Below are 12503 nucleotides of genomic sequence, written 5' to 3'. Positions count from 1 at the left end.
TATCACCGCACGTAAAGGCAATCAGAGCCGTCTACTTCCGCGTCGGGTGCGGCGTTAATTTAGTCTAGACTTAGCCAGGCGTTCTGCATCCGGCGTTCTTCGTGAGGAGAAGATCATGACTCAGCTATCCCCGCGCCATCAGCCCCGGCTATTTCGCAGCTTTTTTCAGGGCAGCTTCCCCTGCTCTACCGCCTGCCGCAGCGGCGGGCGACGACTGGATATGGTCATCAGCAGCGGCCACGACATGCTGCTGGAGAAAGATTACGCCGCGCTGGCGCAGGAGGGATTGCGCACCGCGCGCGACGGCGCCCGCTGGCACCTGATTGAGGCCACGCCAGGTGAATACGACTGGCGCACCTTTCTGCCGATGATTCACGCGGCGGCGCGCCATGATTTACAAATCATCTGGGAGCTGGCGCACTTTGGCTACCCCGATCATCTCGATATCTGGAAGCCGGCGTTTGTGGAGCACTTTGGCCGCTTCGCGCGCGCCATGGCTGAGCTGATGCGGGATGAGGGCGTGGAGCAGCCGTTCTTTACGCCTATCAATCAGATATCCTTCTGGTCCTGGGCCGGCGCCGATGTCTCGTGGCTCGATCCCTACGCCAGCGCGCGTGGCCGCGAACTGAAACGTCAATTGGTGCGCGCCTCGCTGGCGGCCATGCACGCCATTCGCGACGTCTATCCGGACGCCCGCTTCGTGCTGACCGACCCGCTGGTGCAGATCGCCGCCGATCCGCATAACCCCGACAGCAAACCCTATGCCGACAGCCAGCATCAGGCGCAGTTTGAAGCCTGGGACTGGCTGGCAGGACGCGATGCGCCGGAGCTGGGTGGTCAGCCCGATTTTCTCGACATCCTGGGGCTGAACTATTATCCCGACAACCACTGGTTCTTCTCCGGCGACACCATTCCACCCGATCATCCGCAACGTCAGCCGCTGCACCGGCTGCTGATGCAGTGCTGGCAGCGTTATCAGCGCCCGCTGCTGCTGGCAGAAACCGGCGCGGAAGGCGACGCGCGCGCGCCCTGGCTGCGGCATGTCAGTGAGGAAGCGCGGCTGGCCTTAGCGCAGGGCGTGGCGCTGGAAGGTATTTCGCTCTATCCGGTGGTGGAGTATCCGGCGTGGGCCGACGATCGGCGCTCGCCTGGCGCGCTGTTTGGTCTGGGCGATCCCAATGGCAATCGCACCCTGCATGAAGCGCTGGCGCTGGAATTACGCAGTCAGCAGATTAAATGGCGCACCCAGGATTAAGAGTGCTGCACCGGGCTGGCGGTTTTGGGCGGGCAGGTTTGTACATCCAGTGACGGATCGGCTGGATGGCGCACGTCCGTCAGCCAGGTCATGGTGAAAAGGAACACTACGCCGATCAGGCAGGCGGAAAGCAGTCCAATGATGGCGATCAGTTTGTCATCCCGGGATTCCATCGACATCTCCTTGCGGGCGTCCGTAGTCGGTTGCTGGCCTCAGCTCATCCATAATGTAAGCATCAGGACGAAGATTATAAGGGTAACCGAGGTCACTGCAAGTACCACAATGGCGAAGTGCGCATCATCCAGCGGTTGCCGTAAAGGTTCGTCGTGATCGTCAGGTGGCGCGGGTGAACTCATGATGACTCAACAGGAAAGAGGCGTTTTTCAGCGGGATTGCCGCACAGAGTGTAATGGAATAGCGGCCAACGTACAGCACTATTTCTGTCGGAAAAGACCACGGAGCGTCACTACGCCCCGTGGTGGCCGCTTAGAAATCGTAGCTCATGCTGATTTTCAGCGTGCGCGGGTCGCCCTGCGCGAGATAGGTGCCGGTGTCATCAACGTTTGACCAGTACTTCTCATTGGTGACGTTTTCGACCGCCACGCGCCACACCAGATCGTTCTGATTCACCTTCATGCGGTAACGCATACCAAGATCCAGCGTGGTATAGCTGTCCAGCTTGAGGGTGTTGGCCGAGTTGGCATACTGAGAGCCGCTGTGGTTGAGCAGCGCCGTGGCCGTCAGCCCCTCCACCGGCTTAATGTCATACTCCGCGCCCAGCACGTAGGTGTAGCGCGGCACGCCGATCGCCTGTTTGCCATCGTAAGTGCCGCCGGCGGTTTTCTTCATCACCGGATCGATCCAGGTGGCGCTGGCGTTGAGGCGCAGGCCCAGCACCGGCTCACCAAACACGTTGGCTTCCACGCCGCGATGGCGCTGCTCGCCATCCATGACGTAGACATTGTCACTGTTGATCAGGCCGGACGGTTTCTGGATTTCAAACAGCCCCAGCGAGCCGCCGATGCGGCCGAAATCCGTTTTCACGCCGATCTCATTCTGCTTCGAGTGCGCCACGCCGGTCACAGTGCCATAGTTGACGGCGTCTTTAGGGGCCACTTCACCAGGCTGCAGCGCTTCCGTATGGTTCGCGTACAGCGCCACTTCTTTCCACGGCTTGTAGACCACGCCGTAGGTTGGCATCCAGCGGTCGTTGGTGAAGCGCGAATCAACGCTTTCCGCGCCGGTGTTGTAGTTATAGCTGCGCACCACCACTTTCTGATGGCGTGCACCGACGGTCACCAGCAGCGTATCGTCCAGTAATCCGAGCGTATCGCTCAGCAGATAGCCCTGGGTGCGGGTGCGCGACGTGGTGAGCGGATCGGAGAACTTGCCGCCGGCGAAGGTGGCCGCCGGTTCCGCCACGTCACCGCTGTGGTAGATATTAAACGGCGTGCCCACCAGCGACATGTCGTAGGCATTTTTCGCATTGGTGGTCAGCGCCGAGTAACCCACGTTGACTTTATGACTAACGAAACCAGTGTGGAACTCACCGCGCAGCCCCGCCATGCCGCTCATGTTGTCCTGAATACGGTTGGAGTAGAAGCTGCTGATGGTACCGTCACCGTTGCTGTTGGTAATGGTCGGCGCGCCGTAGTTGCCGGTTTCATGAGCGTGCTGTGCGCCGAGGCCGGCATACGCCGTCCAGCTGTCGGTAATATCGTATTCTGCTTTGGCGATACCGAATTCAGATTCCATATCGCTGTACACCCATTTCTGGCTGTAGTTATGCGAATTCGACGGCACCGCCGGGATCACCCCGGCGCTGGCGAATTTCACCCCCTGTAAGCCGTCATGGAAGGTTTTCTTCTGATAGCCAACGTCCAGCGAGGTGCGTAGCCGATCGCCGCGATAATCAAGACCGACCGAGGCCGCCGTGGTGCGTTTTTTCTCGCCGTCAACGCCGGTTTCGCCTTCGCGATGCACGGCGTTAAACCGCACGCCAAACTGATTGTTATCGCCAAAGCGACGCCCCACGTCCAGCGTTCCGCCGACCTGAGACGAGGAGGTGTAATCGAGGCCCACGCGATTGATCGGCGTATCTTCGGCATGTTTCGGCTCGAGGTTGATCATACCGCCGACGCCGGAACTGGCTGCGCCGTTAACCAGACTGTTCGCGCCTTTGAAGATCTCCACGCGATCGATCAGCGAAGCGTCCATCACCTGGCGCGGCACCACGCCCGGCAGACCGCCGAAGGTCATATCATCGCCGTCGAGAGTGAACCCCCGAATGCGGTAAGTTTCAGCGAAATTGCCGTAACCTTTGACGTTCTGCACGCCCGCATCGTTGCGCACCACATCGGCGATGGTTTGCGCCTGCTGGTCCTGAATCATTTTTGCCGTATAGCCGATGACGTTGAACGGCACGTCCATGGCGTTTTGCTCGCCCAGCATGCCGAGGCGACCGCCGTGGGCAATCTGGCCGTCGAGAAAGGCCGGTACTAAGTCGTTGCCGCCGGGTTTGAATTCACTCTGCGGCGTGGCGGTGACGGTCAGCGTCTGCTGTTCGTTAGCGCCCTGAGGTGCGTTACTGGTGTTAGTGGTAGCAGCCATCACTGGCAAACAACCGGCGCTGACCAGCATGGCCAGCAGCGTCGGTTTCATTCCGGGATTGAAAGGCGTTCTGCGCATGGTTATCCCCTGATGTAAATTATACTGAGAATCATTATTATTGCGGTTTGCGATTATGCGCAGCGTACAGCTAAATGCAAGCAATTTGCTAAAAGTGATGTTCAGTGAGAGGAGAGGCAAGAACAGCCGCTAAACAAGGAAAGCGTTGCAGCAGTCACGTACCAACGTAACTGCCGCAGTGTTACCCCTGCCAGCCGCCACCAAGGGCGCGGTAGAGATCGATTTGCGCCAGCAGCAGCGTGTTTTTCACCGCCACAATATTCAGCTGGGTGCTGAACAGCGTGCGCTGCGCATCAAGCTCATCGAGATAGGACGCATAGCCATTCTGATAACGGTTGCGCGCAATCCGCCACGCCTCGGCAACGTAGCGCTCCTGCGCCTGCAACTCTGTTAGCTGCTGCTGGCTGCGCGTGATGGCATCCAGTGCGTTATCCACCTCGGCAAAGGCGTTGCGCACCACCCTTTCGTAGCCGTACAGCGCCTGGTTGCGCGACGCCATCGCCACATCCACCTGCGCGGTCAGCGCTTCGCGGTTGAGCAGCGGTGCCAGCACGCTGCCGCCGATGCTCCACAGGCGGAACGGATTATCCAGCAGATCGTGTAGCTGGCTACTCTGCAGCGTGCCGGACGCAGTCAGGTTGAGCGATGGCAGCAGCTGTGCCTGTGCCGCTGCCAGCGACGCGTCGCTCGCCAGCAGCAGGCGCTGCGCCTGGACTATGTCAGGCCGGCGATTCAGCAGCTGCGACGGCAACAGCGCCGGCAGTACGTGTGGTCGCAGCTGGTCGAACTGGCTGCTGCGCGCAATCTGGCGCGGATTCATGCCGACCAGAATGCTGAGCGCGTTCTCCTGCTGGGCGATCTGATGCTGCAGCTGCGGAATTTGCGCTTTCGCCGTCTGATACTCCGACGCCGCCTGCATCCATTCGAGCCGCGAGGTATAGCCGGTTTCGAACTGACGCTGCGCCAGGTTCAGCGAGTTCTGCCGCGTTTCCAGCGTGGCCTCGGTGACGCGCAGCTGCTCGTCGAGCGCGCACAGGCTGAGGTAACCGGACGCGACCGAACTGGCCACCGTCAGCTCGGCTGCCGAGGCAGCCGCACGCTGCGCCGCCAGCGTGGCTTCAGCCGCGCGGATGCTGTTGCTGCGGCTGCCCCATAAGTCGACCTCATAATTCGCCTGCAGCAGTCCCTGAAATACCGCACTTTCGTACGGCTGACCGGTCGCCGCTGACAGCGCACGCTGATGGGTTGCCGCCACGCCCGCCGACAGCGTGGGGAAGTTGTCGCCCTGCGCAGCGCGCAGCTCGGCGCGATACTGATCGACGCGCGACCGGGCAATGAGAATATCGCTGTTGTGCTGTAGCGCCTGGTTCACCAGCCAGTTGAGGCGATCATCACCAAAGCTGCGCCACCACTGCGCTTCCGGCGCGGCAGCGGGCCCGACCTGCTGGCGCCAGTCGGGCGGAATCGGCAGCGACGACGGCGCCTGCTCCACGTCGCGGGCGCAGCCGGTCAGCAGCAGCGCGATGAGCACCGCGAGTAACGGCCGCTTCATAACGCATCCCGGTGTGGTTCGGCGGCGGTATCAATGTCGACTTCCACCGACATCCCCGGCCGCAGCTGCTGCAGATCGTCACCAAGAATTTTGATGCGCACCGGAATGCGCTGGGCGATTTTCACGAAGTTACCGGTGGCGTTATCTGGCGAGATGGCGCTGAACTCAGATCCGGCGGCGGGCGAGATAAACTCAACGCGGCCGTCAAAGCGCTTGCCGTCCAGCGCATCAACGCGGATCGACACCGGCAGGCCGGGGCGCACGCGCGCCAGCTGGGTTTCCTTCAGGTTGGCAATCACCCATTTATTATCCGGCACCACCGAGGTCAGCCGCGTGCCGGCAGTAACGTAGGTGCCTTTGCGCACCGACAGCTGACCGAGCTGGCCGCTGTCCGGCGCGATAATACGCGTGTTGTCCAGATCGATATTGGCCAGCTCCAGTGCCGCCTGCGCGCTGGCTACGTCGCCGGCCAGCGCCGCGCGGTTGACGATGGTGGTTTGCAGATTCTGCTGCGAGACCGCCACCTGCGCTGCCGCCTGGCGCAGCTGGGCCTGAGCCTGCGCATTGGCTGCGCGCGCGGCGTCACGCTCGCGTACCGACAGCGAGCCATCCGCCGCCAGATTTTCCACCCGCTTCAAATCCAGACTGCTTTTCAGCGCCTGCGCTTTGGCATTCTCCAGTGCGGCTTTATTGCTGGCGATAGTGGCCTCCGCACTCTTCTGCTGCTGCTGGTTGTTATTCTGCGCGGCAATCTTCATCGCCAGCTGTGCCTGCGCCTGATGCACGCGCTGGCGATAGATACGATCATCAATGGTCATCAGCAGCTGTCCTTTGCGCACCGGCTGTAAATCAACTACCTCTACGTTCGTCAGATAGCCGCTGACCTGCGGGCTGATAAAGGTCACCTGGCCGCGCACGTAGGCGTTTTCCGTTGACTGGATGGTGCTGGTAAAGGGCCACAGTTGCCAGGCGTATAAGATCACCAGCACGCCCACGATGGCGATACCGCTCCCGGCAGCGATAGAGAGAATGCGTCGGCGGTTGGTGCGCTCGCGCTCCGCAGCCTGTAGATCGTCCTGTTGACTCATGGGGTCTCCGTTCGGTTTGCTGGCGCAGCCTGCTGCTGTTGCTCAGTCAGATTATGTCGCGCCTGGCGCCAGTTAAGATAACGCAGCCGCGTCAGGCGCCACAGCACCCACATCAGCGTTATCATTGCCAGCGCGGCGGTCAGTAAATAGGTATCGTTATAAGCCAGCACGTTGGCCTGCAGCGTGGCCACGGTTTGTAGCTGACTGCTGCTCTGCGTGCTGAGCAGGCCGCTGTCCGCCAGCTGGCTGCGAAACAGCGCGCTGTACTGGCTGAGGCGATCCACCACATTGGGATCGAGCAGCGACAGTTGATCGCCCAGCAGGCTGGAGTGATATTTTTCGCGCCACGTCTGGAAGGTGCCGAGAATGGCGGAGCCAATCAGCCCGCCAAGATTCTGGCTCATGCCAAACAGCACAACAAAACTCACCAGATTTTTCGGCTGAGTCACCACGCCGCCGATGCCAAGCAGCATCGCTGGCCCAAGGAAAAAGGCACTGCTGAAACCGAGCAGAAACTGGCTGAAGTAGAGATTGCTGGCGCGCGTCAGCGGGCTGGATTGCGCATCCATCAGCGAGGCGACAATCATTACGGCCAGCGAGACCACGATTGGCCAGCTCAGATGGTTGGGTTTGATGGTCAGCGCGCTGGCAATCATGCCGCAGATCACGCCCGCAATGATCGCCAGCGCCAGCCCGCGCATCTGATCGTTGAGCAGGCCCAGCTGCTGCAGAAAGCCCACCGCACCGGTATTCTGCTCGGCCAGCACGATGCGCATCATGATCATCACGATGCCGAGCCGCACGATCATGCCATTGCTCAGCCAGCGGGTGTTAATCAGCGGGTTAGCGCGGTTATGCTCCAGCACCACCGCCGCGACAATCAGCACCAGCGCCAGCGCCAGACAGACGCCGAGCCACGGCGTGCTGAACCACCACTCAATGCGCCCGAGCGACAGCACGCCGCACAATAACGCCATGCCCGGTGCCAGCAGCATAAAGGTGACGAAATCGAGCTTTTCGAACGCTTTGATACGGTCACCCGGCGGCAGCTTGACCACCAGCACGCAGCCCAGCGCAATCATCGCCAGGCCCAGCTCAAACAGATAGAGGCCGCGCCACTCCTCCAGCTGCAGCAGCTCGCTGGAGAACAGCCGCGCCAGCGGAATCGCCAGCTGTGAGGCGGTGATGCCAATAACCAGCGCTTTGAGACGGTGCTTCGCCGGCCAGGCCTGGATCTGATAATAGATACCCAGTGAGCTGAGCGCCGCGCCCACCATGCCGTGCGCGGTACGCACGATAATCGCCGAGCTGAGATCGTTCGCGAGGATGTGAAAAAACGCCACGATGACGTACAGCACCAGAAAAGCTTCGGTAAACAGCCGCAGACCAAACTGCTGGCGGAACTTCACCAGCAACAGATTAATGGAGATATTGCCCATCACGTAGACCGCCGGCAGCCAGGCGATTTCGTTGCTGTATGCGGCGAAGGTGCCCTGCAGATTGGTGAGGTTGGCAGTCACCAGCGCATTACTCAGCGCGCCGGTAATGGAGATCAGCAGGCCGATCAGGCCAAACGCGATGCGTTTCGATGGCGCATGCAGCGGTGTCGAGGGCGATCCCGGCAGCATCGGCTTTTCGTGCGGCAGCCATTCGCGAGGGGCATACGGGTTACGTTTCGCCACAGCTATACGTTTCCTAAGCGTTCAAGCAGCTGCTGCAACACGTTTTCGGTCACTGCCAGCGCGGCGGGATCGATATCGGCCAGCAGCTGCGCGCGCAGCGCATCCGCCTGCGTTTTCACCGTAGCGAACGCCTCGCCGCCCTGCTCGGTTAACACCAGCAGGCGCTTGCGACGATCTTCCTTTGGCTGCACCCGTGCCAGCAGCTGCTGTTTCACCAGCCTATCGACCAGCGGCACCACACTGGCTTCCTCCAGCCCCAATAGCTGTGCCAGCGCCTTTTGCGTCGGCGGTTCACTGGCGGTCGCTACGCTGGCAATTGCCAGCCAGCTACTCATACTCAAACCGCTCTCTTTCAGGCGACGATCAACCGCCAGCCGCCACGCATGGGCAGTAAGATGCAACAGACGGGAAAACGGTTGTGGATGGTCAGTCAAAGCGTAGCGGCCTAATGGTTAGAGTTCTAACTAAATGGGAGGGTTATTATAAGCTAAGCGACGCGCGAATGAAAAGTTTGCTTACATCAGCAAATTTAGTCGTGCTGCACGCAGATTACCAGTTTCACTTAAGTCGCAAAAAGGCCCGATCAGGCCGCGTGTACAGCTTGCCTGTATAACTTCTTTCGGCAAAATACCCTATAATATTGAGTAAATTAGCCTGATAAGCACGAAATGCACAAGCCGCCGCTTGTACAGATTAGGGGTTACTGTATAACTTTAGCCGCCATGAATCGGTTAACGATTCGGTAACGAATGATGCAGTTGCGTCGCCTCTGAAGGTGTTGTGGATTTCCACCTTCAGAGGTGTCTTTTTGTGTTGGGTGGTGAGTCAGGTTTTTCGCGCCTGTCCGCGCGGAAATATTTCTTCCTGGTTGTGCTGGCCGCTGGGCCATCAGCCAATCTTAAGGGCTTACACATGCAAAATGCCGTCAACAGCAGCGATGTCCTCGCTGACAATTTTAAACAGGCCGTTAACAGTGAAACCAATGAGATGGAAGTCTTAGGCCATCTGATTGCTGAAATCCTGCACAGCGGTATGCCGGTGACCAATAAGGCCATTATTGCCGCCCTGATTGGCCGCCTGGAGCAGGAAGCCGATGTCGTCCAGCTGGATGTCTACCGTCACCTGCTGGAACTGGTGGTTCACCAGACTCCGGATGATTTTTCGCTGTAGCCGCAGCGGATTCCAGGGATGGAATCAACCTTATCGCCCCGTTTTACTGGCGCCTCGCGTCATCCCCCGGTAACATCGCCCGCGTTAACTTTTCCACTAAATATTGCTATGCCGTGACGGCATGCGCATCCAATAAAAGAGCCTGCAACAGATGAGTCAAACTGCCGATCGCCCCGCTGCCACAGCGAGCGACATCACGGTCGCACGTGTGCTGCGTTCACCTTCTCTTTTCACCCGTGAGTGCCTGGCCGGGGTGATTACCGCCCTGGCGCTGATACCGGAAGTGATTTCGTTTTCCGTGATTGCCGGCGTCGACCCTAAAGTCAGCCTTGTCGCTTCGGTGGTGCTGTGCCTGACGCTGTCGATTCTGGGAGGACGGCCAGCGATGGTCACCGCGGCGGCCGGTTCCGTCGCGCTGGTGATCGGGCCGATGGTGCACGCGCATGGCGTGGAGTACATTCTGCCGGCAGTGATCCTCGGCGGTGTTATTCAGATCATTTTCGGCCTTGCCGGGCTGTCGCGCATGATGCGCTATATTCCGCGCTCGGTGATGATCGGCTTCGTTAACGCGCTGGGTATACTGATTTTCTTTGCGCAGGTGCCGCACGTCTGGGGCCAGTCGGGTCTGGTGTGGCTGCTGTTCGCCGCCACGCTGGCCATCGTGCTGCTGCTGCCCAAAGTGCTTAAAAGCGTGCCTTCGCCGCTGGTGGCTATCGTGGCTGTCACCGCTGTCGCGCTGCTGCTGGGCTATCGCGTGCCCAACGTCGGCGATGAAGGGCCAATGCGTGCAGGCCTGCCGGATTTCAATACCCTGCTGGTGCCGCTTAATCTGCAGACGCTGCAGATTGTCTGGCCCACCGCGCTGTCGGTCGCCTTCGTCGGCCTGATGGAATCCCTGCTGACCGCCAAACTGGTGGATGACATGACCGATACGCCTTCCGGCAAGCGGCGTGAATCCTGGGCGCTGGGCGTCGGCAATATTCTGGCAGGCTTTTACGGCGGTATCGCCGGCTGCGCGATGATCGGCCAGACCATTGTTAACGTTGAGCTGGGCAAGGCGCGTACCCGGGTGTCCACCGTGGCCGCGGCGCTGGTGCTGCTGTTGCTGGTCACCGGTCTGAGCCAGATCATGGCGCAGATTCCGATGGTGGTACTGGCGGGCATTATGATGGTGGTCGCGGTGAAAACCGTGAACTGGCACAGCCTGCAGCCGGCCACGCTAAAACGCATGCCGTGGTCGGAAACGCTGGTGATGGTGCTGACCGTCGCCGTCACGGTGTGGACCGGCAACCTCGCGCTTGGCGTGCTGGTGGGTGTGATGCTCGCCATGATGCTGTTTGCCCGCCGCATCGCTCACGTGATCGATGCCGAGCGCCAGCTAAGTGACGATGGCCAGCAGGTGCACTACACGGTGCGCGGCCCGCTGTTTTTCGCCAGCAGCAACGATCTGTTTGAGCATTTTGACTACGGCCACGATCCGCAGCGCGTCACCATCGATTTGACCCACGCGCAGATTTGGGATGCCTCCAGCGTGGCGGCGCTCGACGCCATTGAGTACCGCTACCAGCGGCACGGCGCCAGCGTCACCTTCACCGGCCTGGATAACCGCAGCAGCGATTTCCGCGATCGCCTGAGCGGCAATCTCGGCTAGATGTACGATAGGGACGCCCGACGCGGGCGTCCTGTTCGGCAGGTGGGCGGCGGGAAATCTTTCTGCGCTGCGCTATTTTCTGCTCTACGATGGCCGCGCTTCGCTTGCGTAAAGGCTTATTCGTGGCTTTGCTTATTTCTCAGTGCGTTAACGATTACGCGGTTCGTAACAGGAGGAGAGCAAAATGAGCGGTTTGATGAAGGCAGCCTTAGCGGCACTGACATTGGTTACCCTGGCCGGCTGTATGCAACACAGCGATGCAGTGGGCAGTGACGGACGTCCACATGCGCCCAGCAAGCAGTCAGTACCTGGTGCCAGCGAAGGCGAAGGCCCGGTCGGGCAGCCACAGGATTGAGATTAATGGGACAGAAGTTATGTCCCGTTTTTATTTGACTGCCAGACGTTCACTCCATTAATTCCGGCATAAGTGAAGCCATGGTTAACGAGCTGGATCGTCTGGTAAGCGATGCAAAGCCCTTAACTTCCCCAGTAATCTCGCTGCTAATCGGCAAATCCTGATTGCGATTGCCCACTTCAAGAGATGGCGGATAAATCAGAATTTTATTCCGGCCAGCTGATCATCTCCTCCAACTGCCTGAGAATGTCCGGGAAGTAACTCTCATTGATAGCCAGTTCGCCCTTTATCTGGACGCTATCAGCATGGTCTTCCGGACGAAGAACATATTCAATAATCACGATATCATCACCCGTGACCTTACTCAGAATCATATTGAGCTGGTTGAGCTGGCTGCGAAAACTAAAAGATTCAATTTCATGGCGGGCCATTACCGCCTTGTAGTATAGAGAAAATGTTGCGCGCAGTTCCTTCAGTTCGCCGACGGTAAACTCAGTCTGAAACTGCACCTTCACTCCGCTGACGGAAAACTCCACATAAGACTTAATCCAGTCCCAGAGGTGATTAACCGGATCGGTTTCGTTATCAACAACACGCTCAAAGGGTGAGATGGTGAAGACGAATCCTTCATTTCTAAAATCAAACATGCGTGCTTTCCTGCCGGTTAATCGAAATATTTAAAATGGGTGATCGTCCAGTCTGACTCTCGCACCACAACCTCAAGAGTGTATTTTTTATACTCTGTTATGTTTCGCTTGCGATTGAGTTTATACATCTCAGTTTCGTAGAGAAACATCCCTTCGCCTTAAAGGGATCCGCCATTCCCTGCACCAGATAAGGGCGCGCATGCCATGAGGTGAGCGACGCCACAATGCACCACTTCCACCGTCATCTCTGGTATGGTTTACTGGCCCTATAAATGTAAAACCGACCGCTGCATGTGGTCGAAAAAGCAGGATGGTTCAAGCCGTCAGCGGGCAGATGAAGACCGTTTGATATTATGAAGTGATATCAGGAAAGATTTTCAGGCACAAAAAAACCGCCCTTGGGCGGTCACGACAT

General features: G+C 59.0%; 11 protein-coding genes. 4 read left to right on the top strand and 7 right to left on the bottom strand.

The genetic code is table 11. The features are described from left to right. Nucleotides 1–115: 115 nt before the first annotated feature. Nucleotides 116–1255 carry a beta-glucosidase gene (locus CBW22_RS08620; RefSeq protein WP_088516453.1) on the top strand — a complete coding sequence of 380 codons (1140 nt, stop codon included), beginning with the start codon at nucleotides 116–118 and terminating at the stop codon, nucleotides 1253–1255. Here CBW22_RS08620 and CBW22_RS26280 read toward each other — a convergent pair. The 6 genes from CBW22_RS26280 to CBW22_RS08595 form a co-directional block, all read right to left on the bottom strand. Further along, nucleotides 1252–1428, bottom strand: coding sequence for a hypothetical protein (locus CBW22_RS26280; protein ID WP_021506450.1), 177 nt, complete (start codon nucleotides 1426–1428; stop codon nucleotides 1252–1254). The two genes, CBW22_RS08620 and CBW22_RS26280, sit on opposite strands and share 4 nt — an antisense overlap. Nucleotides 1429–1741: 313 nt before the next feature. Beyond that, nucleotides 1742–3943 carry a TonB-dependent receptor gene (locus tag CBW22_RS08615; RefSeq protein ID WP_088516452.1) on the bottom strand — a complete coding sequence of 734 codons (2202 nt, stop codon included), beginning with the start codon at nucleotides 3941–3943 and terminating at the stop codon, nucleotides 1742–1744. A gap of 181 nt (nucleotides 3944–4124) precedes the next feature. Then, nucleotides 4125–5495, bottom strand: coding sequence for an efflux transporter outer membrane subunit (locus CBW22_RS08610; RefSeq protein WP_088516451.1), 1371 nt, complete (start codon nucleotides 5493–5495; stop codon nucleotides 4125–4127). Beyond that, entirely contained in the window at nucleotides 5492–6583 is a 1092-nt protein-coding gene (locus tag CBW22_RS08605) for an HlyD family secretion protein (RefSeq protein ID WP_088516450.1), read from the bottom strand. Before CBW22_RS08605 ends, CBW22_RS08610 begins: the two co-directional genes overlap by 4 nt. Continuing rightward, nucleotides 6580–8265 carry an MFS transporter gene (locus CBW22_RS08600; RefSeq protein ID WP_088516449.1) on the bottom strand — a complete coding sequence of 562 codons (1686 nt, stop codon included), beginning with the start codon at nucleotides 8263–8265 and terminating at the stop codon, nucleotides 6580–6582. The genes CBW22_RS08605 and CBW22_RS08600 overlap by 4 nt, the downstream gene beginning before the upstream one ends. Before the next feature lie 2 nt (nucleotides 8266–8267). Continuing rightward, nucleotides 8268–8699 carry a MarR family winged helix-turn-helix transcriptional regulator gene (locus tag CBW22_RS08595; protein ID WP_058769594.1) on the bottom strand — a complete coding sequence of 144 codons (432 nt, stop codon included), beginning with the start codon at nucleotides 8697–8699 and terminating at the stop codon, nucleotides 8268–8270. Nucleotides 8700–9177: 478 nt separating this feature from the next. Here CBW22_RS08595 and CBW22_RS08590 point away from each other — a divergent pair, with 478 nt between their 5' ends. The 3 genes from CBW22_RS08590 (at nucleotide 9178) to CBW22_RS26275 (ending at nucleotide 11441) form a co-directional block, all read left to right on the top strand. Continuing rightward, nucleotides 9178–9435, top strand: coding sequence for a biofilm/acid-resistance regulator YmgB/AriR (locus CBW22_RS08590; RefSeq protein ID WP_058759735.1), 258 nt, complete (start codon nucleotides 9178–9180; stop codon nucleotides 9433–9435). A 151-nt stretch (nucleotides 9436–9586) separates the two neighbouring features. Then, nucleotides 9587–11086, top strand: coding sequence for a SulP family inorganic anion transporter (locus tag CBW22_RS08585; protein ID WP_059008900.1), 1500 nt, complete (start codon nucleotides 9587–9589; stop codon nucleotides 11084–11086). A gap of 196 nt (nucleotides 11087–11282) precedes the next feature. Continuing rightward, entirely contained in the window at nucleotides 11283–11441 is a 159-nt protein-coding gene (locus CBW22_RS26275) for a hypothetical protein (RefSeq protein ID WP_165899361.1), read from the top strand. Between the two features lie 206 nt (nucleotides 11442–11647). Here the strand turns inward: CBW22_RS26275 and CBW22_RS08580 are convergent, their stop codons facing one another. Beyond that, nucleotides 11648–12088 (bottom strand): WapI family immunity protein, encoded by a 441-nt coding sequence (locus CBW22_RS08580; RefSeq protein WP_088516448.1) that lies wholly within the window; start codon nucleotides 12086–12088, stop codon nucleotides 11648–11650. Nucleotides 12089–12503 lie beyond the last annotated feature (415 nt).

It is taken from the genome of Pantoea sp. VS1 (genome assembly GCF_002207995.1).
GTDB lineage: Bacteria > Pseudomonadota > Gammaproteobacteria > Enterobacterales > Enterobacteriaceae > Pantoea > Pantoea dispersa.
This window is presented reverse-complemented; position numbering and strand designations above follow the sequence as displayed.

What these genes read in the sequence shown, in the direction of transcription:
- CBW22_RS08620 (WP_088516453.1), top strand. Translation starts at nt 116, where the DNA reads ATGACTCAGCTATCCCCGCGCCATCAGCCCCGGCTATTTCGCAGCTTT.
- CBW22_RS26280 (WP_021506450.1), bottom strand. Translation starts at nt 1,428, where the DNA reads ATGGAATCCCGGGATGACAAACTGATCGCCATCATTGGACTGCTTTCC.
- CBW22_RS08615 (WP_088516452.1), bottom strand. Translation starts at nt 3,943, where the DNA reads ATGCGCAGAACGCCTTTCAATCCCGGAATGAAACCGACGCTGCTGGCC.
- CBW22_RS08610 (WP_088516451.1), bottom strand. Translation starts at nt 5,495, where the DNA reads ATGAAGCGGCCGTTACTCGCGGTGCTCATCGCGCTGCTGCTGACCGGC.
- CBW22_RS08605 (WP_088516450.1), bottom strand. Translation starts at nt 6,583, where the DNA reads ATGAGTCAACAGGACGATCTACAGGCTGCGGAGCGCGAGCGCACCAAC.
- CBW22_RS08590 (WP_058759735.1), top strand. Translation starts at nt 9,178, where the DNA reads ATGCAAAATGCCGTCAACAGCAGCGATGTCCTCGCTGACAATTTTAAA.
- CBW22_RS08585 (WP_059008900.1), top strand. Translation starts at nt 9,587, where the DNA reads ATGAGTCAAACTGCCGATCGCCCCGCTGCCACAGCGAGCGACATCACG.
- CBW22_RS26275 (WP_165899361.1), top strand. Translation starts at nt 11,283, where the DNA reads ATGAAGGCAGCCTTAGCGGCACTGACATTGGTTACCCTGGCCGGCTGT.
- CBW22_RS08580 (WP_088516448.1), bottom strand. Translation starts at nt 12,088, where the DNA reads ATGTTTGATTTTAGAAATGAAGGATTCGTCTTCACCATCTCACCCTTT.